The organism is Nocardia niwae NBRC 108934 = DSM 45340, from assembly GCF_001613465.1.
Lineage (GTDB): Bacteria > Actinomycetota > Actinomycetes > Mycobacteriales > Mycobacteriaceae > Nocardia > Nocardia niwae.
In genome coordinates, this window is sequence record NZ_BDCK01000002.1 from 253,309 (window position 1) to 279,737 (window position 26,429).

At 68.6% G+C, this 26,429-nt stretch carries 25 protein-coding genes; 15 read left to right on the forward strand and 10 right to left on the reverse strand.

Going from position 1 to position 26,429, the window contains the following annotated elements; genetic code table 11:
* The first annotated feature begins 114 nt into the window (after positions 1-114).
* The 3 genes from NNI01S_RS01635 (at position 115) to NNI01S_RS01645 (ending at position 3,662) form a co-directional block, all read left to right on the forward strand.
* The gene (locus NNI01S_RS01635) at positions 115-1,365 is read left to right on the forward strand and encodes a PucR family transcriptional regulator (RefSeq protein ID WP_063016711.1); all 1,251 of its coding nucleotides are present in this window, start codon (positions 115-117) and stop codon (positions 1,363-1,365) included.
* A 154-nt stretch (positions 1,366-1,519) separates the two neighbouring features.
* Positions 1,520-2,488 carry a phosphotriesterase family protein gene (locus NNI01S_RS01640; RefSeq protein WP_439956108.1) on the forward strand — a complete coding sequence of 323 codons (969 nt, stop codon included), beginning with the start codon at positions 1,520-1,522 and terminating at the stop codon, positions 2,486-2,488.
* Between the two features lie 91 nt (positions 2,489-2,579).
* A complete protein-coding gene (locus NNI01S_RS01645) occupies positions 2,580-3,662 on the forward strand; it encodes an ABC transporter ATP-binding protein (RefSeq protein ID WP_063016838.1) in 1,083 nt (360 codons plus the stop codon).
* A 152-nt stretch (positions 3,663-3,814) separates the two neighbouring features.
* On the opposite strand, the gene NNI01S_RS01650 is transcribed toward NNI01S_RS01645, so the two are convergent.
* A complete protein-coding gene (locus NNI01S_RS01650; RefSeq protein WP_174554342.1) occupies positions 3,815-4,345 on the reverse strand; it encodes a winged helix-turn-helix transcriptional regulator in 531 nt (176 codons plus the stop codon).
* Positions 4,346-4,444: 99 nt separating this feature from the next.
* On the opposite strand from NNI01S_RS01650, the gene NNI01S_RS01655 reads away from it, so the two are divergent.
* Positions 4,445-5,617 carry a thiolase family protein gene (locus NNI01S_RS01655; protein ID WP_063016715.1) on the forward strand — a complete coding sequence of 391 codons (1,173 nt, stop codon included), beginning with the start codon at positions 4,445-4,447 and terminating at the stop codon, positions 5,615-5,617.
* Positions 5,618-6,205: 588 nt separating this feature from the next.
* On the opposite strand, the gene NNI01S_RS01660 is transcribed toward NNI01S_RS01655, so the two are convergent.
* On the reverse strand, positions 6,206-6,544 hold the full coding sequence (locus NNI01S_RS01660; protein WP_157114543.1) for a hypothetical protein: 339 nt from the start codon (positions 6,542-6,544) through the stop codon (positions 6,206-6,208).
* A gap of 18 nt (positions 6,545-6,562) precedes the next feature.
* Entirely contained in the window at positions 6,563-6,988 is a 426-nt protein-coding gene (locus NNI01S_RS01665) for a hypothetical protein (RefSeq protein WP_063016719.1), read from the reverse strand.
* Positions 6,989-7,093: 105 nt separating this feature from the next.
* On the opposite strand from NNI01S_RS01665, the gene NNI01S_RS01670 reads away from it, so the two are divergent.
* On the forward strand, positions 7,094-8,077 hold the full coding sequence (locus tag NNI01S_RS01670) for an o-succinylbenzoate synthase (RefSeq protein ID WP_063016721.1): 984 nt from the start codon (positions 7,094-7,096) through the stop codon (positions 8,075-8,077).
* Positions 8,078-8,100: 23 nt separating this feature from the next.
* On the opposite strand, the gene NNI01S_RS01675 is transcribed toward NNI01S_RS01670, so the two are convergent.
* The 3 genes from NNI01S_RS01675 to NNI01S_RS36300 all read right to left on the reverse strand — a co-directional run bounded on the left by NNI01S_RS01675 (position 8,101) and on the right by NNI01S_RS36300 (position 9,778).
* Positions 8,101-8,613 (reverse strand): TIGR04338 family metallohydrolase, encoded by a 513-nt coding sequence (locus tag NNI01S_RS01675; protein ID WP_063016723.1) that lies wholly within the window; start codon positions 8,611-8,613, stop codon positions 8,101-8,103.
* A gap of 112 nt (positions 8,614-8,725) precedes the next feature.
* Positions 8,726-9,568, reverse strand: a complete 843-nt coding sequence (locus NNI01S_RS01680) for a DUF2786 domain-containing protein (protein WP_063016725.1) — start codon at positions 9,566-9,568, stop codon at positions 8,726-8,728.
* Between the two features lie 84 nt (positions 9,569-9,652).
* Entirely contained in the window at positions 9,653-9,778 is a 126-nt protein-coding gene (locus NNI01S_RS36300; RefSeq protein WP_281180592.1) for a hypothetical protein, read from the reverse strand.
* Between the two features lie 79 nt (positions 9,779-9,857).
* Between NNI01S_RS36300 and NNI01S_RS01685 the strand changes: the two genes are divergently transcribed.
* The 7 genes from NNI01S_RS01685 to NNI01S_RS01715 all read left to right on the forward strand — a co-directional run bounded on the left by NNI01S_RS01685 (position 9,858) and on the right by NNI01S_RS01715 (position 17,261).
* Positions 9,858-11,159 carry an ABC transporter substrate-binding protein gene (locus NNI01S_RS01685; RefSeq protein ID WP_063016842.1) on the forward strand — a complete coding sequence of 434 codons (1,302 nt, stop codon included), beginning with the start codon at positions 9,858-9,860 and terminating at the stop codon, positions 11,157-11,159.
* A gap of 44 nt (positions 11,160-11,203) precedes the next feature.
* Entirely contained in the window at positions 11,204-12,232 is a 1,029-nt protein-coding gene (locus tag NNI01S_RS01690; RefSeq protein ID WP_084488356.1) for a carbohydrate ABC transporter permease, read from the forward strand.
* Entirely contained in the window at positions 12,232-13,125 is an 894-nt protein-coding gene (locus NNI01S_RS01695) for a carbohydrate ABC transporter permease (RefSeq protein WP_174554343.1), read from the forward strand. The genes NNI01S_RS01690 and NNI01S_RS01695 overlap by 1 nt, the downstream gene beginning before the upstream one ends.
* Before the next feature lie 57 nt (positions 13,126-13,182).
* Positions 13,183-13,716: a ribonuclease FAU-1 family protein gene (locus NNI01S_RS01700; protein WP_063917290.1), complete on the forward strand. Its 534-nt coding sequence runs from the start codon at positions 13,183-13,185 to the stop codon at positions 13,714-13,716.
* Positions 13,717-13,840: 124 nt separating this feature from the next.
* Positions 13,841-16,117 (forward strand): transglycosylase domain-containing protein, encoded by a 2,277-nt coding sequence (locus NNI01S_RS01705; protein WP_063016729.1) that lies wholly within the window; start codon positions 13,841-13,843, stop codon positions 16,115-16,117.
* Positions 16,118-16,367: 250 nt separating this feature from the next.
* Positions 16,368-16,826, forward strand: coding sequence for a GyrI-like domain-containing protein (locus tag NNI01S_RS01710; protein ID WP_063016731.1), 459 nt, complete (start codon positions 16,368-16,370; stop codon positions 16,824-16,826).
* Between the two features lie 9 nt (positions 16,827-16,835).
* Positions 16,836-17,261, forward strand: coding sequence for a GyrI-like domain-containing protein (locus tag NNI01S_RS01715; RefSeq protein ID WP_063016733.1), 426 nt, complete (start codon positions 16,836-16,838; stop codon positions 17,259-17,261).
* 177 nt (positions 17,262-17,438) lie between these two features.
* On the opposite strand, the gene NNI01S_RS01720 is transcribed toward NNI01S_RS01715, so the two are convergent.
* The 4 genes from NNI01S_RS01720 to NNI01S_RS01735 all read right to left on the reverse strand — a co-directional run bounded on the left by NNI01S_RS01720 (position 17,439) and on the right by NNI01S_RS01735 (position 21,090).
* A complete protein-coding gene (locus NNI01S_RS01720) occupies positions 17,439-18,539 on the reverse strand; it encodes an inositol-3-phosphate synthase (RefSeq protein ID WP_063016735.1) in 1,101 nt (366 codons plus the stop codon).
* The gene (locus tag NNI01S_RS01725; RefSeq protein WP_063016737.1) at positions 18,532-19,089 is read right to left on the reverse strand and encodes a PadR family transcriptional regulator; all 558 of its coding nucleotides are present in this window, start codon (positions 19,087-19,089) and stop codon (positions 18,532-18,534) included. The genes NNI01S_RS01720 and NNI01S_RS01725 overlap by 8 nt, the downstream gene beginning before the upstream one ends.
* A gap of 113 nt (positions 19,090-19,202) precedes the next feature.
* On the reverse strand, positions 19,203-19,994 hold the full coding sequence (locus tag NNI01S_RS01730; RefSeq protein WP_063016739.1) for a DUF1707 SHOCT-like domain-containing protein: 792 nt from the start codon (positions 19,992-19,994) through the stop codon (positions 19,203-19,205).
* A 4-nt stretch (positions 19,995-19,998) separates the two neighbouring features.
* Entirely contained in the window at positions 19,999-21,090 is a 1,092-nt protein-coding gene (locus NNI01S_RS01735) for a DUF1707 SHOCT-like domain-containing protein (protein ID WP_063016741.1), read from the reverse strand.
* A gap of 112 nt (positions 21,091-21,202) precedes the next feature.
* On the opposite strand from NNI01S_RS01735, the gene NNI01S_RS01740 reads away from it, so the two are divergent.
* From NNI01S_RS01740 to NNI01S_RS01750, 3 genes are all read left to right on the forward strand, one after another.
* Positions 21,203-21,622: a DUF5318 domain-containing protein gene (locus NNI01S_RS01740; RefSeq protein WP_063016743.1), complete on the forward strand. Its 420-nt coding sequence runs from the start codon at positions 21,203-21,205 to the stop codon at positions 21,620-21,622.
* 709 nt (positions 21,623-22,331) lie between these two features.
* On the forward strand, positions 22,332-24,500 hold the full coding sequence (locus tag NNI01S_RS01745) for a transglycosylase domain-containing protein (RefSeq protein ID WP_063016848.1): 2,169 nt from the start codon (positions 22,332-22,334) through the stop codon (positions 24,498-24,500).
* Between the two features lie 232 nt (positions 24,501-24,732).
* On the forward strand, positions 24,733-26,415 hold the full coding sequence (locus NNI01S_RS01750) for a glycosyltransferase family 87 protein (RefSeq protein WP_439956109.1): 1,683 nt from the start codon (positions 24,733-24,735) through the stop codon (positions 26,413-26,415).
* The last annotated feature ends 14 nt before the right edge of the window (positions 26,416-26,429 follow it).

Genomic DNA, 26,429 nt, shown 5'->3' on the forward strand with positions numbered 1-26,429 from the left:
CCCGCCCCGCCCCGAGGCTACCGGCGCGGTGGGGTTCCCGCAGGCAGCCGCACCGCGCTTCCGGCGCGGGCTAGGTTGAGGACGCGATACGAGCCGGTGGAGGGAGGTGGCGGCGTGACCGATGGCGAGAACGAGGTGGTTCGCGCGGTCGTGTCGACGATGCTGCGCGATCGCGACCAGTTGATCGCCGAACTGTCGGCGGTGATGCGCGCGCAAGTCGTGACGCTCGACCTGGACGCCCGGCTGCGGGGGTTGTTCGAAGCGGGCACCACCGACAACCTGATGTCCGTCCTCGACTTCGTCCAGCACGACGCCGCCGAGGACGCCGTGCACGCCCCCGAACGGGCCTTGGTGTACGCGCGCACCCTCGCACAGCGCGACGTCCCGCTGTCGGCGCTGATCCGCGCCTATCGGGTGGGGCACGCCGGGTTTCTCGACATCGCGATGCGCTACGCCGTGGAACTGGGCGGTCGCGACAGCTCGGCGGCCATCATCCGGATCGTCAACCGCACCGCCGTGTACATCGACCGGGTCTGCGAGCACGTCGGCGTCGCCTACGAGCAGGAACGCGACCGGTGGGTGGGCAGCCGCGGCGCCTTGCGGCAGGAATGGGTGGCGCGGGTGCTCGACGGCTCAGCCGACGACATCGGGCAGGCCGAGCAAGTACTGCGCTATCCGCTGTCCGGCCGCCACGTCGCGGTGAACGCCTGGACCGAACCGCAGCTCTCCGCGCGGGCCGCGGTGGACGTGCTCCACGCCGTTCGCGCCGCGCTGGTTCCGCTGTTCGGCAACCCGCGCCGGGCGCTGCTGGTACCGACCGACGAGCGGGAGGTCCGGCTGTGGTTCTCCCTCGCCAAGGAGACGACGATCGATGCCGGCGCCATCGAGCGCACGCTGTCGGCCATGTCGCTGCCGGTGCGGGTGGCGGTCGGCGGCTGCGGCGGAGGAGTCGAGGGATTCCGCCGGAGCCTGCGCCAGGCCGATCGCGTACGCGAACTCGTGCTGCTCGCCGGTCCGGACGCACCGCGCGCGGTAGCGCACGACCAGGTGGCGGCCATCGCGCTGCTGGGCGGAGACATCGCGGAACTGCGCCACTACGTGGCCGACTGCCTGGGTGAACTCGCCGCCGACAACCCGCGCAATCTCTGGCTGCGCGAAACCCTGCGCGTCTTCTTGGCCAACAACCGCAGTTACGCCGCGGCCGCGCAGGAACTGGCCGTGCACCGCAACACCGTCCAGTACCGGGTGCGGCAGGCGCTCGAACTGATCGGCGAGGTCTTCGACGATCCGGACCGCACGCTGCACCTGCACCTGGCCTTGCAGGCCGCGCGCTGGCTCGGACCGGCGGTGCTGCGTCCGGCCTGAGCCGCGACGCACCTGATCTTTTCGTGCGCTCCGCACGAAAGTTGTACGAAGTTTCAGTGCCCGCGAATATGGTCCACCTCACATTCCGGTTCGTAGCATTTCCGCGAATGCGCAGCTCAGATGAGGAGAAATCGCTGTGGCAAGGCTGGAAACGATGCGCGGGCCGATCGACACCGCTGATCTCGGAGTGACATTGATGCACGAGCACGTCTTCGTGCTCACCGGAGACATCCAGCAGAACTATCCCGCCGAATGGGGTTCGGAGGACGATCGCATCGCCGACGCCGTGCGGCGACTGCGCGTCGCCTACGACGCCGGTGTGCGCACGATCGTCGACCCGACGGTGGTCGGGCTGGGCCGCTACATCCCGCGGATCCAGCGCATCGTCGAGCAGGTGCCGCTGAACCTGGTGGTGGCCACCGGTGTCTACACCTACGGCGACGTCCCGTTCTTCTTCCACTACCGCGGGCCCGCGTTGAACGAGATCGTCGGCGCGCAGGTCCCCGACCCGATGGTCGATATGTTCGTCGGCGACATCCGCGACGGCATCGCGGGCACCGGGGTGAAGGCGGGCATGCTCAAGTGCGCGATCGACCGGCAAGGACTCACCGCGGGTGTGGAACGGGTGATGCGCGCGGTCGCCAAGGCCCATCTCGAGACCGGCGTCCCGATCACGGTGCACACCCATCCGGAGTCGCGCGCCGGGCTCGACGTCAAACGCGTGCTGTGCGACGAGGAAGGCGTCGATCCGGGCCGCATCGTGCTCGGGCACAGCGGCGACACCACCGACTGCGATCACCTGGCCGAACTGGCCGACGCCGGCTTCGTGCTCGGCATGGACCGCTTCGGCATCAACCTGGACACCACATTCGAAGCGCGCGCCGACACACTGATCGAGATGGTGCGCCGCGGCTACACCGACCGGATGGTGCTCTCCCAGGACGCGAGCTGCTACATCGACTGGATCGAGCCCGCCGCCATGGCCGCCCTGCCGCAGTGGCACTACACCCACTTGTTCGAGGACGTGTTCCCCTACGTACTCGACCGCGGCGTCACGCAGGAGCAGATCGACACCATGCTGGTCCGCGTCCCGCGCGCGTACTTCGAGGCGCGCCCCCGCTGACGTGGCTCCTCGCCGACCGGCCCGATAGTATCGCCGCACCCTTACTCGGATCGTCCGGCACGTTCCTGCCGGGATGGGATGTGAATTCGTCATGGCCACTGTGACCTTCGACAACGCGACGCGGCTCTACCCCGGTTCCGCCAAACCCGCGGTGGATCGGCTGAACCTGGAGATCGAGGACGGCGAGTTCCTCGTGCTGGTCGGCCCCTCGGGCTGCGGGAAGTCGACCTCGCTGCGCATGCTCGCCGGGCTGGAGGACGTCAACGGCGGCCGCATCCTGATCGGCGACAACGACGTGACGCACGCCGAGCCGAAGGAACGCGACATCGCCATGGTGTTCCAGAACTACGCGCTCTACCCGCATATGACCGTCGCGGAGAACATGGGCTTCGCGCTGAAGCTGGCCAAGGTCGCCAAGGCGGAGAAACAGCAGCGGGTGCTGGAGGCGGCCAAGCTGCTCGACCTGGAGCCCTTCCTGGATCGCAAGCCGAAGGCGCTGTCCGGCGGCCAGCGGCAGCGCGTCGCGATGGGCCGCGCGATCGTGCGCCAGCCGCAGGTTTTCCTGATGGACGAGCCGCTGTCCAACCTGGACGCCAAGCTGCGCGTGCAGACCCGTACCCAGATCGCCCAGTTGCAGCGCAGGCTCGGCACCACCACGGTGTACGTCACGCACGACCAGGTCGAGGCGATGACCATGGGCGATCGGGTCGCCGTGCTGAAGGACGGCCTGCTGCAACAGTGCGCCACGCCGCGCGACCTCTACCGCGATCCGGCCAACGTGTTCGTCGCTGGGTTCATGGGCTCGCCTGCCATGAACCTGTTCACGCTGCCGGTCGCCGACGGCCGGGTGGAACTGGGCGGGCACGCGATCGCGCTGCCGCGCACGGTGGCGGACGAGGCGGGAGACACGGTGACGGTCGGCATCCGCCCGGAACACTTCGATCTCGGCAACGGCTCCGGCATCGAGATGGAGGTCGACGTGGTCGAGGAACTCGGTTCCGACGCCTACATCTACGGCCGCACCGTCGCCCAAGGCGGGACCGACGGCGCCGGGGAAACCATCGTCTCGCGAGCGGATTGGCGCAACCCGCCCGCGAAGGGCACCCGTCTGCGGCTGGCCACCGACTCCGAGCACGTCTACTTCTTCGACACCGACGGCCGCAGGCTCAACTGAGCGCGCCGCCGAGCGGTCCGCTCATCGCCTCCTGCCGACGAGCGGACCGCACGACTTCGGGTCTCGGCTCGATTCACCATCGGGCCGGTCATCGTGGCATCGCCTGTCCGTCGCGTCGTCGCCGGTGAGCGGATCGGTGCCGCGAGCGGGCATCAGTCCGGCGCGTCCGATCGACGGCGCGCGCGCCGCTGCCGCGCGTAGTCCTCGTTGAGCCGCACGCCCAGTTCCTCCAGCTCGATCTCGCGACCGGACTCGCTGCGCACCTGCACCCGCACCGGAGCGCCGGTCGCCTCCTCGACCAGCAGCAGCGGAGCCGCCCCCGGTTGCAGGTAGGCGTCGCCCCACTGCATGAGCGCCAGCACGGCGGGCAGCAGATCGCGGCCCATCCGAGTGAGCACGTATTCGTGCCTGGTGCGCTTGCCTTCCTCCTGGTAGGGGCGTTTCGCCAGCAGGCCCGCCTCGGTCAGTTTGCGCAACTGGGCCGCGGCCGCCGCGTCGGTGATGCCGACGCGGCTGGCGAACCCGTCGAACCGCCGGGTGCCGTAGTACGCCTCGCGCAGGATGAGCACCGCCGAGCGCGTGCCGATGATGTCCATCGCCTTCGCGATCGAGCATTCGTCGGCTTTCCAGGCGCTGAGATCGGCCAACGGTCCTTCCATCACTGCTGCCATGACCGACATCATACCGAGGCTGACTTGCCTTTACTATTGCCAGGCGTAATCTGACTATGTGTTGATAGAGCCAGGCATGGTGGCCGGGCTCTCGGTCCGGAAGGAAGCACCATGAGAGACGCGGTGATTGTCGAAGCGGTACGCACTCCGATCGGCAAAGGCAAACCGAACGGCGCACTGCACAACGTCAACGCGGTGGACCTGCTGGCCCACAGCCTGCGCGAGGTGGTGAATCGCAGCGGCATCGATCCCGCACTCATCGATGACGTGATCGGCGGCGTCGTCACCCAATTCGGCGAGCAGGGCGCGAACATGACCAGGCGGGCCGCGCTGGCCGCCGGATATCCCGAATCCGTCCCGGCGACCACCGTCGACCGGCAGTGCGGCAGCAGCCAGCAGGCGATCCACTTCGCCGCGCAAGGCGTGATCGCTGGGGCCTACGACATCGTGGTCGCCGCGGGTGTGGAGTCGATGGGCCGGATTCCCATGGGCGCCAACCTGGTCGGTTCGGACGACATCTCCGGCGTCGGCTTCGCCGAGCGGTACCCGGAGGGCCTGGTTTCGCAGGGGATCAGCGCCGAGTTGATCGCCGCCGAGTGGGGACTGACCCGCACCCAACTGGACGAGTTCGCGCTCGCCAGCCACGAGAAGGCCGCGCTCGCCACCAAGAACGGCCTGTTCGCGCGGGAACTGGCCCCGATCAACGGACTCGCCACCGACGAGGGCATCCGGGTCGGCAGCACGCTGGATACGCTGGCGGCACTGCGTCCGGCCTACTACGACCCGGCCATGGCCGCCCGCTTCCCGCAGATCGGCTGGGAGATCACGGCGGCGACCGCGAGCCAGGTCAGCGACGGCAGCGCGGCGGTGCTCGTCATGACCAGCGAACGCGCGAAGGAACTCGGGCTGAAGCCGCTCGCCCGGCTGCACAGCTTCGCGGTGGCGGGTGACGACCCGCTGTTGATGCTCACCGCCGTCATCCCGGCTACCAGGAAGGTCCTGCAGCGCGCGGGCCTGCGGCTGTCCGACATCGACCTCGTCGAGATCAACGAGGCGTTCTCCCCGGTGGTGCTGGCCTGGGCCCACGACACCGGGGCGGACCTGGCGAAGGTGAACGTCAACGGCGGCGCGATCGCCATCGGGCACCCCCTCGGCGCCTCCGGCGCCCGTCTGATGACCACCCTCGTGCACGCCATGCAGGACCGCGACGCCCGCTACGGCCTGCAAACCATGTGCGAGGCAGGCGGCCTGGCCAACGCCACCATCCTGGAGCGACTGAGCTGATCCGCATCACCACCGGCGCTGTGTGTTCGCGGCGGTCGCGACCACACAGCCCGGTGGGCCCCGCAGAACCGCATCGGCCCGACCACGTCTTCCGAGCGAAACCTGTCCCGTTCGGGCCCGGCCCACGTTCGAGCAGCCGCCGCGAAGACGACGGCAAGGAGCACCCCGACGGCCGATCGAACCGACACAACCACCCCACCGCGCACACCCGATCAGCAACCTTCACCACCAACGCACCCAGCGCACCTCAGCCCCCCGTTTCGAGCGAAGCGAGACCGAGCCTGTCCCGTTCGCGGCCCGCTCACGTTCGAGCAGCCGCCGCGAAGACGACGGCAAACGAGCAACCCCAGCGTCCGATCGAACTGACACAGCCACCCCACCGCGCACACCCGATCAGCAACCTTCACCACCAACGCACCCAGCGCACCTCAGCCCCCCGTTTCGAGCGAAGCGAGACCGAGCCTGTCCCGTTCGCGGCCCGGCTCGCGTTTGCGCGGCCGCCGCGTACGCGACGAAGGAGCAAGCGGCGGCCGCGCAAACGCGAGCCATCAGAGGGCCGCGAACCCGCCGCGACGAAGTCGCGGCAATTCAATACGACACCAGCACGACCGCGATCAGGAAGCCGACCAGCCAGGATTCGAGGATCAAGGGGACCGCGATGAGCGGAGTCCATGCGATCGGCCGTCCGTCGCGCACTTTGTCCAGTACCGAGATGACCGCGGCGAGCACCGACGCCGCGATGCCGGCCCAGGCGACGACCTGCGCCCACGGCAGGTATCCGACGCCGCGGCCGTCGCGGCCGTCGCGTGCGAGCACATCGTAGAGCGGGACGAAAGAGGCCATCAGCCAGCCGAATCCGAGGACGATCACCGTACCCAGCGCCACGCGCAGGCAATCGGTCGTTCGCTGCCGGATTTTCCGCGCCATGTGATCAGCATGACTGCCTCACGGCCGCAGGGCATCTCGAGAGCCGGTGTAGATCTGGGAAGCCAGCGCGACGCCACCGGCGAACGAGGCCGCGATCAGCATCATCGCCAGCACCGGCCAGTACCACAGGTACCAGCGCTTGACCGCGGCCAGGATGAGCATCCCGCTCATGCCGGTGATCGCCAGCGCGGTTCCGCCCCAGGACACCGCGAACGCCCAGCCCAGATAGTCGGTGCGGCAGTTGTCCGCCCCGCACGGATCGGTGGCGAAGGCGAAGAAGAGGGTGAAGTAGGCGGCGGCGAGGCCGAGGACCGCCGCGACGCAGTACAGCACGACGGCGAGCACGACATCCCAGGTCCGCACCGGCCGCTGCCCGGCGGGCGGTGCGAACCCCTGCGGCGTGCCGTACGGCGGCCAGGACTGTGGGGGACCGGTGTGGATCATGACGCCAACGATCCCGCGCCGGGCGTCCGGCCGACTCCGGGAAACTACTCGAGTCCGGGTGCGCAATCCCCGATCCACGGCGGCCGCCGAATAAGCTGGTCGGCGATGAGCGACTCCGCAGCGCAGAACGTCGTATACGCCATTCCGATGCGCACCCGCTTCCGTGGCATCACGGTGCGGGAAGGGATGCTGATCCGGGGCCCACTCGGTTGGGGCGAATTCTGTCCGTTCCCCGAATACGACGACCGGGAAGCCGCCGCCTGGCTGGCCACCGCGCTGGAGCAGGTGACGACCGGCTGGCCGGAGCCGGTCCGCGATCGCATTCCGATCAATTGCACGGTGCCCGCTGTGGACCCGGAGCAGGCGCACGCGATCGTGGGCCGGTCCGGCTGCCGCACCGCCAAGGTGAAGATCGCCGACCACCCGGACTCGCTCGCGGAGGACCTGGCCAGGGTCGAGGCGGTGCGCGACGCCCTCGGCCCGAACGGCGCGATCCGGGTCGACGCGAACGCGGTCTGGGATGTCGATACCGCTGTGCGCCACATCCAGCTGATCGATAAGGCCGCGGGCGGTCTGGAGTATGTCGAACAGCCCTGCCGGACGATCGAGGAACTCGCCGCGGTGCGCCGCCGTGTCGAGGTCCGCATCGCCGCCGACGAATCCATCCGCCGCGCCGATGACCCGCTGCGGGTCGCGGTCGCCGGGGCCGCCGACATCGCCGTCCTCAAGTGCACGCCGCTCGGCGGGGTCCGCCGCGCCCTGCAAGTGGCGGAGGCGGCGGGACTGCCCTGCGTGGTCTCCTCCGCCCTGGAGACCAGTATCGGCCTCGCCGCGCAACTGGCGCTGGCCGGCGCGCTGCCCGAACTCGATTTCGCCTGTGGCCTGGGCACTTTGAGCCTGCTCACCGGTGATGTGACCCCGGGCGCGCTGCGTGCCTCGGACGGTTATCTCCCCGTGCTCCGCACTCCGCCCCAGCCGGACCCGCACCTGGTGGAAAGCCACCGCCATCCCGATGCCGACCGCACCGCGTGGTGGCAGGAGCGATTGGCTCGCGTCACCGCCCTGCTCCAGCAGACCTCGCCCACATAGTCAGACGGCCGACGTTCAGCGGCTTACCCGATCCGTACCCCGCAGCCGAGCATCGTCGTCCGCAAGAGCAACCCCGCTTCCGGACCGACGACACCGTCGACCAGTTCCACGTACCGGTCACAGAACTCTGGACCGTGCGCGGCCACCGACTCGGGCGCGGATTCCAAGTGATGCGCCAGTTCGTGCAGAATCACCAGTTCCCGCAGCGCCCAGGCGGTGCCGCCGGTGTGCAGCGGAACCGCTAGGACGTTCCCGGCCGCCTCGTAGTGCGCGGCAGTCGCCCCGGCGCGCGAGCGGACGCGCACCGCCACGGCGGCCCGCTCCCAGCGCGCCCGTATCCAGTTGAGCGCCAGCACCTTGTCCGTATAACTCTGTACCGATGCCACCGAGGCGAAGCGGCGCTCGATCGGCAACGTGAGCTGCGAACCGTACAGTTCGACGGTGCGCACACCGTGCTCGTCCGCGCGATCGAACACCCCGCGCACCAACTGCTCCGCGTCGTAGACCTTGGCGCGCTGGCTGTCGCGCGCGGTCATCGCCGCGCGGCCGGTCTCGCGGCGGCGAGCATCAGCCGATTGCCTGCTCGCGCCGACGGCAGGCGGTCATGATCGCCGGCCCGCCCGCCACGGCGCGTGCTGTGCACGCTGGTCAACTGCCCTCGGAGGAGGTCAACCTCGAACGGGCAGCGGGGAGTTCGGGCGAGGTTCCGATCCGGGCGGCCCTGCCCGCGCGATCCCCCGCCGCGCGCGCCGCCGGCGAATGTCCCGCCGACGCCTGCGGCCCACGCCAGGTGCCGCGCGCCTCGGAGGTCTTCGCGTAGAAATCGGTGAGCTCGATCTCCTTGTCCCGCAAGGCCAGCGCGGTCCCGGCCGCATCGGCGTCCGGCAACACCTCGGCTTCGACCTCCGCTTTCACCTCGGCCAGCCGCCGCCCGATCCGCGCGGCGAACGCCATCTGGAAATTCAGCCGCGCCGTCACACCCGCGACCGGCGCCTGCACCCGCCGCCGGACCTGGCGACCCCACCGCTTCTCCACCACGATCTTCTCGGCCGTGGCCGATCGATACGCGCCCGACTTGATGTATTGGTCGGACGCGCGCACCATCTGCACGAGCAGACCGGCGTACAGCGCTTCGCACGTATCGATATCGGAGTCGAACCCGTAGGCGTAGACCTGAGTCGAAGTCCGGGCGACATCGCAGCGCACGTCGTTCGCCGCCGCGATCGCGACGAACAGCTGAACGTAGGTGCGTAACCCGCGTTTGCCCGGCTCGCCGATCGGGATGACCCGCTGCACCGGCGTCGGCCTGCGCTCGCGTCCCGCGATATGCGCCCGAGCCACTGCGAGATCGATGGACGACTTCGTCGCCAGCCGCTGAGCCGCGGCGAGAAACGCTTCGGCCTCGTGCTCGTTGTCGGTCGATTCGGCCTTGCGCAGCAGCCCACCGATGCGTGTGAGCATCCGATCGGGAACCGCGTTCGGCGAAGACATCGCGCCCCAGCCTAGTGGCTCGGCCGAACGAAGCCCGACCGCGCCGACGCCGGTGCGCCGACAGGCAGCCGGAACGGGGCTGCGCTACGTCGCCCGCTCGCTCGGCACCGCGGTCAGCCCACCGTGCCCGATCACGATGTCATAAGGCACACCGAGACGATCCATCTCGATGGTGCGGCGCGGGCTCGACTTCGCGCCACTGTCCCGCACGCCGGATCGACACCATGTATCTTGCCTTGTGCACCGGCAGGGTGTGCTGCCGCTCACGAATGATCCTGGAGTGTTTGCGATGGCTGTGAAGAAGGTGTCGTCCCTACGTTCGTCGCTCGTGCCACGGGCCGCGGTGGCGGTCGCCTCGGTCGGGCTGCTGACCGCGACGTTCACCAGCGCCTGCTCCAGCGACAGCGGCGGCAGCCCGACCAGCCAGAACCTCACCGGGCGCGGGCCGATCACCTACGTCGAGGGCAAGGACACCACCGAGACCGGCGCGGTCAAGCAGCTGATCGAGCGCTGGAACGCCGCGCACCCGGACGAGCCGGTGACGTTCAAGGAGCAGTCGAACGACGCCTCGCAGCAGTACGACGACCTGGTCGAGCACATGCGCTCCAAGCAGTCCAACTACGACGTGGTCGCCCTGGACGTGCCGTGGACCGCCGAGTTCGCCGCCAAGGGCTGGATCCAGCCGCTGAAGGACTCCTTCACCATCGACACCAGCGCGCTGCTCTCTCCTCCGGTCGCCAGCGCCACCTACAACAACACGCTGTACGCCGCGCCCCGCAACACCAACGGCGGCCTGCTGTTCTACCGCAAGGACCTGGTGCCGAACCCGCCCAAGACCTGGAACGAACTACTGGCCCAGTGCCCCATCGCGCGCCAGCAGAATATCGGTTGCTACGCGGGTCAGTTCGCCCCCTACGAGGGCCTGACCGTCAACGCGGCCGAGGTGATCAACGCCTACGGCGGCAGCTTCGTCGGCGCCGACGGCAAGACCCCCACGGTGAACAGCCCACAGTCTCGCGCCGGACTGAAGGTCCTGGTAGACGCCTACAACAACGGCGACATCCCCAAAGAGGCCATCACCTTCAAGGAACCGGAGTCCAGCAACGCCTTCGCGCAGGGCAAGCTGATGTTCCTGCGCTCTTGGCCGTCCACCTTCGGTGACGTCGGCGGCGAGGCCTCCGCCGTGAAGGACAAGTTCGCGGTCGCCCCGCTGCCCGGCGAGAACGGCGTCGGCGCCTCCACGCTCGGCGGCTACAACGCCGCGATCAGCGCCTACTCCAAGAACAAGGCCACCGCGCTGGACTTCCTGCGCTTCCTGATCAGCGAGGACGCACAGCACATCGTCGCCGCGGGCGCGCTGCCCTCGGTGCGCGCCTCGATGTACGACGACCCGGCGCTGATCGCGAAGATGCCGTACCTGCCCGCGCTCAAGGACTCCATCGCCAGCGCCGTGCCGCGCCCGGTGACGCCGTTCTATCCCGCGGTGTCCAAGGCCATCCAGGACAACGCTTATGCTGCGTTGAACGGAACCAAGTCCGTCGACGACGCGATCACCGGTATGCAAAAGGGCATCGAGACCGCCGGATCGTGAGCGGTTGAGCGCAACGGACCCGACGAACCCGCAGGAGAGTAACGGTGTCGGATCCTTCGGGAACGGCGACTAGCGTGCCGAAAGACGACGAGGTCGTTGCGGCCAGGCGCGGCTCGGCCGCGAAACTGGCGCTGGAGCTGCGACGCGCCGGGAAAGCCTGGTTGTTCGTCACGCCCGTGCTGATCGCGCTCGCGGTCGTGATCGGGTATCCCGTGATCCGGGCGCTGTGGATGTCCTTCCAGAAGGACCCGGGGCTCGACCCGGCGACCGGCATGTTCGTCGAGGGCGGCAACGCCGGCTTCGCCAACTACACACACTGGCTGCTGCAGCAGTGCCAGGTCGCGACCGGCGAGACGGTGGCCTGCCCGACCGGCAACCTCGGCTCGCAGTTCTGGCTGGCCATCGGCACCACGCTGTTCTTCACGGTGGTGACCGTCGCGCTGGAAGCGTCGCTGGGTCTCGGCATGGCCATGGTGATGGGCAAGACCTTCCGCGGCAGGGCGCTGCTGCGCGCGGCCGTGCTGATCCCGTGGGCCATCCCGACCGCCGTCACCGCGCGGTTGTGGGAGTTCATGTTCCAGTACGACGGCGTGGTGAACCGCGTCCTCGGCACGCACATCCTGTGGACCTCCGACGCGTGGCCGTCCCGGTTCGCGGTGATCGCGGCCGACGTCTGGAAGACCACGCCGTTCATGGCGCTGCTGCTGCTGGCCGGTCTGCAGGTGATCCCCGGCGACGTGTACGAGGCCGCGCGCGTCGACGGCGCGTCGGCCTGGCAGCGGTTCACTCAGATCACGCTGCCGCTGCTGAAGCCGGCCCTGCTGGTCGCGGTGCTGTTCCGGACGATGGACGCGCTGCGGATGTACGACCTGCCCGCGATCATGACGCTGGGCAACCCGTCCACTCGAACGGTGTCGATCCTGGTGGTCGATCAGGTCCGGCAAGGCCCCAACAGTGCGGCCGCCTTGTCCACGATCACCTTCCTTTTGATCTTCGCCGTAGCGTTCGTGCTGGTGAAGGTTTTGGGCGCCAACGCGGTCCGCACCCAGGAAGAACAGCGGGAGGCGCACTGATGTCCGTGCAGACGGCGCAAAAGCCGGAGACCGGCGAGTCCGCCGCCCAGACGGTGCCGTGGACCAAGCGCCTCGGCTCGGCGCGGGTGTACCTGGGCGCGCTGATCGTGCTGGTCTGGGGTCTCGCGCCGTTCTACTGGATGGCGGTCACCGCGTTCCGCGACCCCGACTACACCTTCGACAACACCCCGTGGCCGACGCACATCACGCTGGAGAACTTCCGCAACGCGTTCGACACCAGCCGCGGCAACGACTTCGGTAAGGCGCTGGTCAACAGCATCGTGATCGGCTCCATCACGACGGTGATCGCGCTGGTGATCGGCGTAATGGCCGCGTACGCGCTGGCCCGGCTCACTTTCCGCGGCAAGTACGTGGTCTCCGGCCTGATCCTCAGCGCCTCGATGTTCCCCGTCGTCGTCCTGGTGACCCCGCTGTTCCAGCTGTTCACCAACCTCGGCTGGATCGGCCGGTACCAGGCGATGATCATTCCGAACATCTCGTTCGTGCTGCCGATGACGGTCTACATCCTCGCGTCCTTCTTCACCGAACTCCCCTGGGAACTCGAAGAAGCCGCGCGGATCGACGGCGCCACGAAAATGCAGGCCTTCCGCCTGGTGATGCTGCCCTTGGCCGCTCCCGCCGTGTTCACCACCGCGATTCTGGCGTTCATCGCGGCGGTCAACGAATACCTGCTCGCTCGTTTGCTTTCCAGCGACAAGACCGAGCCGGTCACCGTCGCGATCGCCCGCTTCTCCGGCAACAACCCGCTGGTGCAGCCGTACGCGGCGATCATGGCGGCGGGCACGATCGTCACCATCCCGCTGGTCATCATGGTCCTGCTCTTCCAGCGCCGCATCATCTCCGGCCTCACCGCGGGTGGCGTCAAGAGCTGAGCCTTCCGGAGCGGTCGCCGCGCGCCGGCAAGGTGCGCGATCGCTACCGTGATCGCCATGACCGGTTTCAGGGTGGGATCGATCGTGCAGCGGCGCGAGGTGCTGCACGATCGGGTGTGGATGACGATGCCGGTCCGGGTCATCGCGGACGACGATGTGCTCGCCGTGTGGCTCGAAAACGGCGCTGAACTCACGTTTCCGCCGCATCCGTTCGGGCCGCACCCATGGTCGAAGCGGGACCGGTGGACCGGCAGCAGTGTGCTGCAACTGCACCGGCCGAACGACGCCTACGCGGTCTGGGCCTTCTTCCACGATGGCGAGTTCGATCGCTGGTACATCAACTTCGAGCAGTCCTACCGGCGTGGCGAAGCATGCTTCGACACCTTGGATCACGGACTCGACATCGTCATCGAGGACGGCGACTGGCGATGGAAGGACCGCGAGGATGTCGCACTCCAGGTGCGCAACGGCCGGCTCACGCCGGGAGAAGCCGAAGCAGTCTGGGTCGAGGCCGCACACGTCGCCCGCTCCCTGGACCAGGGTGACTGCTGGTGGCTCCCCCGCTGGCAGAGCTGGAGGCCGGCACCGTAAGTAGCGGCGGTGTGGAACGGCCGGAAAGTGGAAAGCCGGTGATGAACGAGCGCGGTAAACTCTGCGTTCGACGCTCTTTTCCGTTCGTTCGTGCAGGTGAGTTCGTCCGACGCTCCGGGAGGAGATGATCGTGAGCTCGTTCCGCAGACCGCGAGAACGTAGACGCGGCGCCAAGGGAGGACCCAAGACCGCGCCGTATGCCTCGATCGCGGGCTGGACGGAGCGGCCGGGCACGGCGCGACCGAACACGCGCAACCGGCGCGAACGCGCCGCGGCCCGCCGGAAATCGCGGCCGCCCACCGCTCCCCAGGCGACCGAGCCGAATCGGCCTCCACGGAGCAGAGCCGAACGCTTTCGTCGCCTGCTGCTCGCCTTGTTCATCCTCTTCGGCGTGGTGCCCGCGCTGCTGTCCGTCCTGGCGTACTGGAGCGCCGAGATACCCGACCCGAATGCGGTACAGACCAATCAGATCGCCACCGTCCTCGCGGCCGACGGCAGCACCGTGCTCGCGAAAATTGTTCCGGCGGATGGGAATCGGACGCCGGTTCCGTTGTCCGAGGTGCCGCAGCCGGTGCGCGACGCGGTGCTGTCGGCGGAGGACCGCAACTTCTATTCCAATCCCGGATATTCGACATCCGGTTTCCTGCGCGCCGTGCGGGACAACCTGCTCGGGAAGGACAACGCGGGCGGCGGCTCCACGATCACCCAGCAGTACGTCAAGAATGCGTTCCTCGGCTCCGAGCGCACGGTCACCCGCAAGATGCGCGAGCTGATCATCGCGGCGAAGATGGCGCGGCAGTGGAGCAAGGACGACATCCTCGCCGCCTACCTGAACACCATCTACTACGGCCGCGGCGCCTACGGCATCGCCGCGGCGGCGAAGGTCTACTTCGACAAGCAGGTGAACCAGCTGACCCGCGCGGAGGGCGCGGTGCTCGCGGCGCTGATCCGGACACCCTCGATCCTGGACCCGGAGACCCACCTCCCGGATCTGAAGGCCCGCTGGCGCTACGTGCTCGACGGAATGGTCGAGATGGGCGTGCTGGCGCCGGGCGACCGTGACGCCACCACCTTCCCGCCGATCATCCCGCTGACCCGGATTCCGGACGAGGACGTGGCCCGCGGGCCGGAGGGCCTGATCCGCAACCAGGTGGTGCGCGAACTGCGCGACTCCGGCATCAGCGAACGCGATTTGAACAAGGGCGCGCTGCAGATCACCACCACCATCGACCCTCGGGCGCAGCAGGCGGTGCTGGGCGCGGTGCACGACCGGCTCGGTTCGCAGCCACCCGAATTGCGCGCCGCGGTGGTGTCGATCGATCCGCGATCCGGGGCGGTGCGCGCCTACTTCGGCGGCTACGACGGCCTCGGCTTCGACTTCGCGCAGGCGCCGTTGCAGACCGGTTCGGCGTTCAAGGTCTTCGCGGCGATCGCCGCGCAGCAGCAGAGCATCCCGCTGTCCCGCGTGCTGGACAGCTCCCCGGTGACCGACCGGGGCACCCGGATCACCAACGTGGACGGCGAATCGTGCGGCAAGTGCACCATGGCCGAGGCGCTGAAACGCTCGCTGAACACCAGCTTCTACCGGTTGACCATGACGATGTCCGACGGTCCTCGGGCCATCGCGGAGGCGGCGCACGCGGCGGGCATCCCGGAGGAACTGCCGGGCGTGCCGGGCAAGACCCTGACCGAGGACGGTGGCCGACCGCTGAACGGGATCGTGCTGGGGCAGTATTCGGTTCGCCCCATCGACATGGCCTCCGCCTACGCCACGATCGGCGCGTCGGGCGTCTACCACCAGCCGTATTTCGTGCAACGAGTGGTGACCGGTGACGGGCGGGTGCTCCTCGACCGCGGCGGCGACAAAGCGGGCAAGCAACTACCCGCGGGGGAACAACGTATCTCCCGGACGATCGCGGAGAACACCGCCGAGGCAATGCTTCCCATCGCGGCCTACTCCAACGGGCACGCGCTGAAGAACAACCGCCCCTCGGCCGCGAAGACCGGTACCACGCAGCTCGGCACGAGCGACCTGAACAAGGACGCGTGGATGATCGGCTTCACCCCGTCGCTGTCGACGGCGGTGTGGATCGGCACCGAACAGTCACAACCGATCCGCACCGCGCGAGGGGCCGACATCTACGGCTCCGGCCTGCCCGCCGACATCTGGAAACAAGTCATGGACGACGCGCTGGATGGCACCCCGATCGAACAGTTCCCCGGGACGCAGGCCCCGGCGCGGCCCGGTCCGAGCAAGGCGCCTTCGGGCGGACCTTACGACATCTTGAATCCACCGCAGCAGTCGCCGCGGCGCGAACCCGTCGTCATCATCCCGTCCAGCCCCCAACCGCCCAGGGAGGTGGAGATTTTCCCGGGCCTGAGCATTCCGGTTCCTGGATAGCGATGATGCTGTGACCTTCCGTCGCCCGGAGGAACGCATGACATGGCAGCATCGTTTGCCAGAGTGAGAGCGAACAGCGAGTGCGTCGGAACGGGCCGACGCCGAAACCGCGGAAACGATGCGGAAGGATATGCGCTCGAGCGACGACAGCGCGGCGCGAGCGGCGGGCCCGGAGGCGGTAGCCTGCGCACCATGGAGGGCACCGGGAGCGACGCCAATTGAAGACAGACGAGACATAGGGGCTACGCCGGTGGATTTCAATGTCGTTGACCAACCCGAGACGCTGGTGGCGGGAACAGTGCTTCGCAGCCCCGCGCTCGCGGTCGAGGGGCCGCGCCGCGCGAAAGTCGAAGAGGCGTGGAAGCGCAACCTGGCCCGCAAGCTGCCCGGGCCGCCGACCACGGCATATGTCGACCACGCGCCGGAGATCAATTCGTACCTGACCCACATCGTCGGCTACCGCTGTCACAGCTTGGCCGACCTGCAGCCCGGCGACGTGCTCGCCCGGGTGCCGGGCGGGCGCTTCGCCCGGTTCATCGCCAGCGGCGACAACCTCGGCGACACCATCGTGAGCATCTGGCGAGCGGTCTGGGACGCGGAAGCGGCGGGGCGGCTGGTGCGGGCCTATACGGGCGACTGGGAACACTATCCGGACGCACGGACGGTGGAAGTCTTCGTGGCAGTGGCAGACGATCAGGGCAACGGGTAGGAACAGACAGTGGACTTCGAGATCGTCACTTTGCCGCAGAGCATGGTCGCCGGCCTGACCGTGCCGCTGGCCGGCCGTGAGGTGACCGCGCGGGACCTGGACCTGGTGAACTTCACCTGGGATCGGTACCTGGCGCGGGAGAAGAACGTGCAACGGGTGGCCGCCTACATCGGCCAGAACGATCACGCCGTCGCCGTGCTCGGCTACGAGATCGGCGGAATGGACGAGCTGGACGCGGGTGACGTGCTCACCATCATCCCGCAGGGCCGCTATGCCAAGTTCGTCGTCGCCGACAAGCCCTACGACCTGCTACGCACGGCCTGGGCCCAGGTGGCGAAGGCGGAGAACGCGGGAACCATCACCCGCTCCCACACCGCCGAGGTCGAGCGCTACACCGGCCCGGCATCGGTGGAGGTCTACGTCTCGCTGGACTGACCCGACAGCCGATGTTCCGTCCGCGCGTCGGCAGATACCACGTCGCGTACCGGGTGGACAACGGCGTGCTGATGATCCTCGTGGTGAAGGTCGGCCGGCGTCCACCGGGGCCTATAGACGGAAGCAGGTCGGCCGAGGGCATTTCGCCGTCGGCCGACCTCATGCCGGTGCGGTGGCCTATTCCGCGCCGATGATGAAGGCTTCCAGCTGCGTGCGCGCGATGTCGTCGGCGAGCTGCTGCGGCGGGGACTTCATCAGGTAGGCCGAGGCCGGGATGACCGGTCCGCCGATGCCGCGGTCCTTGGCGATCTTCGCCGCGCGCACCGCGTCGATGATGATGCCCGCGGAGTTCGGCGAGTCCCACACCTCGAGCTTGTACTCCAGGTTCAGCGGCACGTCACCGAAGGCGCGGCCCTCCAGGCGGACGTAGGCCCACTTGCGGTCGTCGAGCCAGCCCACGTGGTCGGACGGGCCGATGTGCACGTCGTTGGCGCCGAGTTCCTTCTTGAGGTTGCTGGTGACGGCCTGGGTCTTGGAGATCTTCTTCGACTCCAGGCGCTCGCGCTCGAGCATATTCTTGAAGTCCATGTTGCCGCCGACGTTGAGCTGCATGGTGCGGTCGAGCTGCACGCCGCGATCCTCGAACAGCTTGGCCATCACGCGGTGGGTGATGGTGGCGCCGACCTGGCTCTTGATGTCGTCACCGACGATCGGGACACCGGCCTTCGTGAACTTCTCCGCCCAGACCGGGTCGGAGGCGATGAACACCGGCAGCGCGTTGACGAACGCGACGCCCGCGTCGATCGCGCACTGAGCGTAGAACTTGTCGGCTTCCTCCGAACCCACCGGCAGGTAGGACACCAGCACGTCGACCTGGTTGTCCTTCAGCACCTGCACCACGTCGACCGGCTCGGCCTCGGACAGCTCGATGGTCTGCGCGTAGTACTTGCCGATGCCGTCGAGGGTGGGACCGCGCTGCACGACGACGTCGCTGGGCGGCACGTCGGAGATCTTGATCGTGTTGTTCTCGCTGGCGAAGATCGCCTCGGCCAGGTCGAAGCCGACCTTCTTGGCGTCCACGTCGAACGCGGCGACGAACTTGACGTCGCGGACGTGGTAGGGCCCGAACCGCACGTGCATCAGGCCGGGAACGGTCGAGGACTCGTCCGCGTCCCGGTAGTACTGCACGCCCTGGACCAGCGAGGAGGCGCAGTTGCCCACACCTACGATGGCGACGCGAACCGCTGTGGCGTTGTCAGCCTTGTCGATGTCACTCATGGCCGATATTTCCCTCTTTCTGTGGTGCCGCCTTCGTCGATTGCTCCGCCGCAATCAACTCGTTGAGCCAGCGCACTTCGCGCTCGCTTGATTCGAGTCCGAGTTGATGGAGCTGCCGGGTGTAGCGATCCAGCGACCCGCTGGCCTTCTTGATCGCCTCCCGGAGCCCCTCTCGGCGCTCCTCGACCTGACGCCGCCTGCCCTCCAGGATTCGCATCCGCGCTTCCGCGGGGGTGCGGCTGAAGAAAGCCAGATGAACGCCGAAGCCGTCGTCGGTGTAGTTCTGCGGTCCGGTGTCGGCGAGCAGCTCGCTGAACCGCTCCCGCCCGGCCGGCGTCAGTTGGTAGACCCGTCGCGCACGCCGTGTCGTCGCGCCCGCGGGGAGCTCCTCGGCGATCAACCCGTCCGCCTGCATGCGGCGCAGCGTCGGGTAGAGCGATCCGTAGGAGAAGGCACGAAACGCCCCGAGCAGGCCGGTCAGCCGCTTGCGCAGCTCGTACCCGTGCATGGGCGCTTCCAGGAGCAGCCCGAGGATTGCCAGCTCGAGCACCGGGCTTCACCCCCTGACTGTGTTCAGACCTAACCGATGGATGCGACTTCCCACTATATCGGAGCGATACATCTGTGCACAGACGCCTCCCCGCCGTGAACGAACTTGCGAACTCAGCGCGGGAAGACCGCGAGCGGCTCGCCCGCGAAAGTGAGCTCCGCGTACCCGGTAGCGCCGCCTGGGCACTTCACATGGATGTCCACCACGGGACCGGGGTCGACTGTTCCGGGCGAATCGAACTGCAGGCTGACGTGACTGATCACGCCGTCCGGGCACTTCACCGTCTGCGGCGCACCCGCCAGCAGGCGGGCGATGGCCGGCACGTCGACGGCGGCGAGGTCGAAGGTGGGCGTGCCAGTCTTGCGCTCGGAGGTCCGCGAGGTCCGGAAGCCGCCGTCGTAGCGGTAGTCGCCGGTCTGGGCCGCGTTGCCGGGCTTCTGCCGGTCCACCAGGGCATACTTCGGGTACAGGGTGACCTCGTCGGCGATCAGGTCCCCGAACTCGGCCCGATACTCCGCGAGGAAATAGGACAGGCCCGCACCCGTGGTCATGTCGGGAACCTTCTCCGACGAACCGGGCAGGTCGATGCCGCAACGGCTGATCGCGCCCACCATCGCACCCGCGACCAGGGCGGCCGCGATCGTGGAGACCGGCGCCAGCCAGCGCCGCGGCCGCCGCCGGTCCACGCGAACCACCGGGGCGTTCACGAGGTCGGCGGGAATCTGGAGATCATCGATCAACGCGTCGAGCTCGCCGAAGGATTTGGCGCGCATCGCCGCGGCGGTCCGCGCGGCGTGCTCCTTCTCGGTGAGCTGTCCATCGGCCAGCGCGGCGTCGAGCAGGCCGCACACGTCGGCGCGATCGGTATCGCGGGCGCGGATGCCGCTGTATCGGGTTGTCGCCATCGTCCTACCCTTTGAACGGCGAGACCCGACGAATCTCGCCCGCCGGAGTCATCGTGAAGTATCCGCTTTCCCTAACCGAGTTGCTCGCGTAGACGGTGACGACGGGTTCGGCGCCGACCCTGTTGTCGCTGACGTTCACCGCGAAATGCGTCACGACACCGCCCGGCACCCGCACGATCGTGGCCGCGTCGGCGAGCGCCCGGCCGATCGCGTCCGCGTTCAACGCGACGAGATCCACCGATGGTGTGTCGACCTTGCGCGTCTCGATCTGCCGGGACTGCGTGAAACCACCGCGGTAGTCGTAGGCGACCTTCCGGTTCGGCTGCCCCGGCACCGCCCGGACCAGCGAGGCGTAGTTCTCGTGCACGGTCAGCTCATCGACCTGGAGGTCGCCGAATTTGCGCTGGTAGTTGCGCAGAAACGTGGCGATTCCCTCGGTGGTGTGCAGGCTCGGCGTGGGGACGGCCAACGGTTGCACCGTCGCTTGGTCCAGCACGGGCATGGCTTGCGCCGCCGGTCGCGGTTCCTCCGCTTCGTGGGTGACCGCGAGAAATCCGGCGCAAGCGGCCAGTGCCGCGGCCACGGTCACCGCACCCACGTACCACTGGCGCCGATGCGACACCGGCGGCCGTGGCGCGGGTGCGACGTCGCTGGGCTGCTGCAGGTCCGCCACCAGGTCCCGCAGGTCACCGAGGGTGCGCGCCTCCGCGGCGAGTTCGGCGAGGGCGTCGTGCTCCTCTTCGGACAGCTGACCGTCGACCCGGGCGGCGTCGAGCAGCTCGCGAGTAGTGGCGCGATCGGCATCGCGCGCCCGGGTGTGATCGGGGTAACTTCCGCTGGATCCCGAGCGGCGCAAGACTTTTCGCGTGCTCGACGAGCGCTGCGAGGTGAACCCGCCGGCCGCGGCCGGGGTTTGCAGATCGGTGGTGAGCGCGGCCAGTTCACCGAGCGTCTTCGCCGTCGCGGCCTGCGCGATCCGGTCGTGGTACTCATCGGCGCCGAGTTGCCCCTCGGCGTAGGCGGCATCCAGCAGGCTGGACGCTTCGGCGCGGTCGAGGTCACGCGCTCGCGTGCGCCCGGATGCTGCGGTGGACACAAACGGATGGTAGTCCGGGTGAGGCCGCGACGCGCTGGATCGAGGCCGGTCGGGACCGGTCAATCCGCACAGCCCGGGGCGGGGCGATTCCAACACCGCTACTCTGGTTCTCGTGCGAATTCAGCGGCAAGTTGTCGACTACGCCCTCCGGCGCCGGTCGCTGCTGGCTGACGTCTATGCGGGCCGGGTCGATGTCGCCGAGGTGTGTGATGCGAATCCGTATCTCTTGCGTGCGGCGAAGTTCCACGGCCGTGGTAGCGAAGTCACATGCCCCATCTGCCGGAAGGAACAACTGACCCTCGTATCCTGGGTCTTCGGCGACGGCCTCGGGCCGGTCGCCGGATCGGCTCGCACACCCGAGGAGCTTGCGCGACTCGCCGAGACGCGCGAAGAATTCTCGGTTCATGTCGTCGAGGTATGCCGGACGTGCAGCTGGAATCATCTGGTGCAGTCCTATGTCCTCGGTTCCGCGCCGGCGCCGCCGCGCCGCCGCACCGGGACACGCGCGAACCGGCGCACCGCCGCCGAATGAAGTGCCTTGGGTCATCCCCGTCGGCTGACTCGGGGAGCAGGCACGCGTCCGCCGCGGTGACGACTACCGCTGATAGCCACCTGGACCGCTACGAGTTATGGAGATCTTGTCAGTGAATTCGCCCTACGAGCCCTACGGCGATGAGCCACATGGCGGTCGTCCTCCACAGAGTTCACGTCCAAGTCCCAACCCGTACCAGAATCCCCGTCCCGGGCCGCCGCCCGGCGCCCGTCCGGGTCAGCCCTCGGGTGGGCGTCCCGTTCCCGGCGAGCCGCGCGGCCCGCAGCCACCGCGCCGCCCCGGGCCCCCGCCGAACGGGCGACCACCACAGGGTGGCCGTCCGCCCCAGCCGGGCCGTCCGCCGCAGCCGAATCGCGGCGTGCCCAATCCCCCCGCGTCCGGCCCGCAGCAGACCCAGCGGATCCAGCGGCCGGGCTCGCTGACCGAGGCGGTGGCCGAGCGCGACCGGCGCGGTCCCAGCACGGGCCCGCGTCCGGCCACCGGTGGACGTCCGGCGGTGGACCGCGACGGACGCCGCGGCCCCGGCAGCGGCCCCACCACGGGTGAACGCAGGCAGACCGCGGGCGGACCGCCGTCCGGCCCGCCGCCGCGCCGTGGCGGCGGCAGCGGCTCCGACGGGCCGGGAAGGCGTCAGCCCGCGCAGAAGAAGAAGTTTCCGTGGCGGATCGTGCGCCGCACGCTCTACGTCATGATCGCGTTGGCCATCCTGGTGCCCAGCGGCATCTTCCTGGCCGCGTACACCACGGTGTCGGTACCGCAGCCGGGCGACCTGAAGACCAACCAGGTGGCGACCGTTCTCGCCTCCGACGGCACGACGGTGATCAGCAAGGTCGTCCCGCCGGAAGGCAACCGGACCGACGTCACCATCGACCAGATCCCGCCGCACGTGCGCAACGCGGTGATGGCGGCCGAGGACAGGGACTTCTACACCAACCCCGGCTTCTCGATCTCCGGCTTCGCGCGCGCGGCCAGGGACAACATCCTCGGCAAGGAAAGCGCGGGCGGTGGCTCGACGATTACCCAGCAGTACGTGAAGAACGCGCTGGTCGGTGACGAACACTCGCTGACCCGCAAGATGCACGAGCTGGTCATCTCGGCCAAGATGGCGCGGCAGTGGAGCAAGGACGAGATCCTCGCCGCCTATCTGAACACCATCTACTTCGGTCGCGGCGCGTACGGCATCGACGCGGCGTCCAAGGCGTACTTCGGCAAGCCGGTGCAGGAGCTGACCGTCGCCGAGGGCGCGGTGCTCGCCGCCACCATCCAGCTGCCGTCCAGCCTGGACCCGGAGAAGAACCCCGAAGGCGCGAAGACCCGCTGGAACTACGTGCTCGACGGCATGGTCTCGCTCGGCAGCCTGAACGCGGCCGAGCGGCAGGGTCTGCAGTACCCGCAGGTCGTCTCGCTCGCGTCGACGCGCGACAAGGAACAGGACTCCGGCCCCGAGGGCTTGATCAAGACTCAGGTGCTCAAGGAGCTCGCCGCAGCGGGCATCAGCGAGCAGCAACTGAACACCTCGGGCCTGCAGATCACCACCACGATCGACCCGAAGGCGCAGCAGGCGGCGGTCGAGGCCGCCACGTCGAAGATGCAAGGGGAGCCGGAGCAGCTGCGCACAGCGGTGGTCTCGATCGATCCGCACACCGGCGCGGTGCGCGCCTACTACGGCGGCAGCGACGGCCAGGGCTACGACTACGCCAATGCCGGTCTGCAGACCGGTTCGTCGTTCAAGGTCATCGGCCTCGCGGCCAACCTGGAGCAGGGCATTCCGCTGTCGCAGATGTACGACAGCTCGCCGATCACCGTGAACGGCATCAAGATCACCAACGTCGAAGGCGAGCAGTGCGGTATGTGCACCATCGCCGAGGCGCTGAAGCGGTCGCTGAACACCAGCTTCTACCGGATGCAGCTGGACATGCAGAACGGCCCGCAGAAGATCGCCGACATGGGCCACAAGCTGGGCATTCCGGAAACGATCCCGGGCGTGGGCAAGACGCTCACCGAGTCGGACGGCTCCGGGCCGAACAACGGCATCGTGCTCGGTCAGTACCAGGCCCGGCCGCTGGACATGGCCTCCGCCTACGCGACCTTGGCGGCCTCCGGCGTCTACCACGCGCCGCATTTCGTGACCAAGGTCGTCACCGCCGACGGACAGGTCCTGCTCGACCGTGGTGAAGTGGCCGGTGAGCAGCGCGTCTCGGCCGCGGTGGCCGACAATGTCACCGCCGCGATGAAGCCGATCGCCGGCTACTCCCGCAACCACGGGCTGGCCAACGGACGCGAGTCGGCAGCCAAAACCGGTACCGCGCAGCTCGGCGACACGGGTGAGAACAAGGACGCCTGGATGGTCGGCTACACCCCTTCGCTGGCGACCGCCGTGTGGGTCGGCAGCGTCGACAACTCTCCGCTGCGCAACTACAGCGGCGGCATGATCTACGGCTCGGGTCTGCCGTCCGATATCTGGAAGGCGACCATGGACGGCGCGCTCTCGGGCACCCGCAACGAGACGTTCCCCAAGCCCGCCCCCATCAAGGGCCAGGCCGGTGTCCCCGAGTGGTCGGCGCCCTACACCCCGCCGTCCACCGTCGACTCCCCGCTCCTGCCGCCGGTCGTGGTCGCGCCGACCCAGGTGGAGATCCTGCCCGGCATCACCATCCCGGTGCCCGGAGTCCAGCCCGCACCGCAGCAACAGCGTCCGCAACAGCAACGCGAGTCGGACGCGGGCCCGCTGCCCGGCCAGCCGGTCGCGCCGTCCGACGGAGCCTCACCGTCGGCCACCGGCTCACCGAGACCGGGCAACAGTGGCAACTCGAACAACGAAGGCACGACCGGAACCGCGCCGACCCGGGGCCGGTAGTTCGCCGGCACGCAGGCCGGGGCCGACCGCATCAGGTCGGCCCGGCCTGTTTCGTACCTGGGACGGATACCGCCGGTTATTCCATGGGTGAGGTCTTCCGCTCGCGCAGGCGGAAGGCAACGCGTGGAGTGGTGGGGCGACTCGATCCCGACCGTCGGCCGCCCTCCGGGTAGCCTCGGGTTCCGTGACCGATCAGCAGCTGGTGGAGCCACGGAGGAATGGGAGGGCACCGCTGTCGGACCAGGTGAAGCCCGGTGGGGCGTACTACGCGGCCCCGGCTCCGCTCGCCTCCGATCTGCGATCGGCGGATGCCCGAGACCGGCCGAGCCGCAACGATTCCCTCGCCGCGCAACTGTCCACGGTGATCGGCGGGCCGGTCGGTGATCACGCGCTGATCGGGCGGGTGCGGTTCTGGACGCCCATGCGGGTGCTGCTCGCGTTCACGGTGGTGTTCCTGGCGCTCGGCTGGTTCGGCAAAGCAGGGTGCATCCAGCAGACCAACGGCGCGGACGGTCCGACACTCGACTGGAACAACGGCCGTCAGTACGTGGCGATGTGCTACTCGGACACCGTCCCGCTCTACGGCGCGGAACGACTCAACGAAGGCGCCTTCCCGTACAAGAAGCAGTGGATCGAGCAGACTCCCGACGGTGGCCGGGAGACGCGATACATGGAGTATCCGGTGCTCTCGGGCCTGTACCAGTACCTCGCGATGCGGATCGCGAAGAGCTGGGACGCCGCGCCGCTGCCCGGTGCGCTGCAAGTGGTGATCTACTTCAACGTCGTCGCGTTCGGTCTGGCGATGGCCTGGCTGATCACCGTCTGGGCGTCGGCCCTGCTGTCCGGCCGCCGGATCTGGGATGCGGCGCTGATCGCCTGCTCACCGTTGGTGATCGTGCACGCGTTCACCAATTTCGACGCGCTCGCGACGGCCTTCGCCGCGACCGGACTGCTCGCCTGGGCACGGCGCAAACCCGTGGTGGCGGGCGTTCTGCTCGGTCTGGGCGGCGCGGCCAAACTGTATCCGCTGCTGCTGCTCGGTCCGATCGTCGTGTTGTGCCTGCGTGCCGAGACGATGCAGCGCACGCCGCGCACACACCTCGGCCTGCGGATCCGCGACATCGACAGCTGGCGGACGTTCCTGGCGTGGGTGCGTGAGACGCCCTACCGCATCCAGTTCCTCAGCGCCCGTCCGCTCGGCGCCGCGTCCGTCACGGTGTGCGCCACACTGGCCACCTGGCTGGCGGTGAACCTGCCGATCGCCGCGCTGTTCCCGAACGGCTGGCGGGAATTCTTCCGGCTCAACACCACCCGGCACGCCGACCCGGACTCGATCTACAACGTGATCTCGTCGTTCACCGGCTGGCCCGGCTTCGACGGCGTGCTGACCCACGGGGAGCAGCCCGCCATCCTGAACGTCGTCTCGCTACTGGCGTTCGTCGCGGCCTGCGCGGCGATCGCCTACATCGGCCTCACCGCACCACAGCGGCCGCGGCTGGCGCAACTGTGCTTCCTCGTGGTCGCGGCGTTCCTGCTGACGAACAAGGTATGGAGTCCGCAGTATTCGCTGTGGCTGGTGCCGCTCGCCGTCCTGGCGCTACCGCACCGGCGCATCCTGCTGGCCTGGATGACGATCGACGCGCTGGTCTGGGTGCCGCGCATGTTCTACTACCTCGGGTTGGACCGCAAGGGCCTGCCCGAACAGTGGTTCACCGGCGCCGTCGCGCTGCGTGACCTGGCGGTGCTCGCGCTGTGCGCCGTGATCGTGCGGCAGATCTATCGCCCGGAGGAGGACCTGGTGCGGCGCGACTTCGTCGACGACCCGGTCGGCGGGATCGTCGACCGCATGCCGGACCCACTGCTGGCTTGGCTGCCGGAGCCGCTGCGCCCGCGACCGGAGGTCGCGCGCGGCTGACCGGCCCCGGCCCA

Coding starts and splice junctions, on each gene's coding strand:
- NNI01S_RS01640 (WP_439956108.1), top strand. CDS start 1,520: ATGCGCGGGCCGATCGACACCGCTGATCTCGGAGTGACATTGATGCAC.
- NNI01S_RS01645 (WP_063016838.1), top strand. CDS start 2,580: ATGGCCACTGTGACCTTCGACAACGCGACGCGGCTCTACCCCGGTTCC.
- NNI01S_RS01650 (WP_174554342.1), bottom strand. CDS start 4,345: ATGATGTCGGTCATGGCAGCAGTGATGGAAGGACCGTTGGCCGATCTC.
- NNI01S_RS01655 (WP_063016715.1), top strand. CDS start 4,445: ATGAGAGACGCGGTGATTGTCGAAGCGGTACGCACTCCGATCGGCAAA.
- NNI01S_RS01660 (WP_157114543.1), bottom strand. CDS start 6,544: ATGGCGCGGAAAATCCGGCAGCGAACGACCGATTGCCTGCGCGTGGCG.
- NNI01S_RS01665 (WP_063016719.1), bottom strand. CDS start 6,988: ATGATCCACACCGGTCCCCCACAGTCCTGGCCGCCGTACGGCACGCCG.
- NNI01S_RS01670 (WP_063016721.1), top strand. CDS start 7,094: ATGAGCGACTCCGCAGCGCAGAACGTCGTATACGCCATTCCGATGCGC.
- NNI01S_RS01675 (WP_063016723.1), bottom strand. CDS start 8,613: ATGACCGCGCGCGACAGCCAGCGCGCCAAGGTCTACGACGCGGAGCAG.
- NNI01S_RS01680 (WP_063016725.1), bottom strand. CDS start 9,568: ATGTCTTCGCCGAACGCGGTTCCCGATCGGATGCTCACACGCATCGGT.
- NNI01S_RS01685 (WP_063016842.1), top strand. CDS start 9,858: ATGGCTGTGAAGAAGGTGTCGTCCCTACGTTCGTCGCTCGTGCCACGG.
- NNI01S_RS01695 (WP_174554343.1), top strand. CDS start 12,232: ATGTCCGTGCAGACGGCGCAAAAGCCGGAGACCGGCGAGTCCGCCGCC.
- NNI01S_RS01700 (WP_063917290.1), top strand. CDS start 13,183: ATGACCGGTTTCAGGGTGGGATCGATCGTGCAGCGGCGCGAGGTGCTG.
- NNI01S_RS01705 (WP_063016729.1), top strand. CDS start 13,841: ATGATCGTGAGCTCGTTCCGCAGACCGCGAGAACGTAGACGCGGCGCC.
- NNI01S_RS01720 (WP_063016735.1), bottom strand. CDS start 18,539: ATGAGTGACATCGACAAGGCTGACAACGCCACAGCGGTTCGCGTCGCC.
- NNI01S_RS01730 (WP_063016739.1), bottom strand. CDS start 19,994: ATGGCGACAACCCGATACAGCGGCATCCGCGCCCGCGATACCGATCGC.
- NNI01S_RS01745 (WP_063016848.1), top strand. CDS start 22,332: ATGATCGCGTTGGCCATCCTGGTGCCCAGCGGCATCTTCCTGGCCGCG.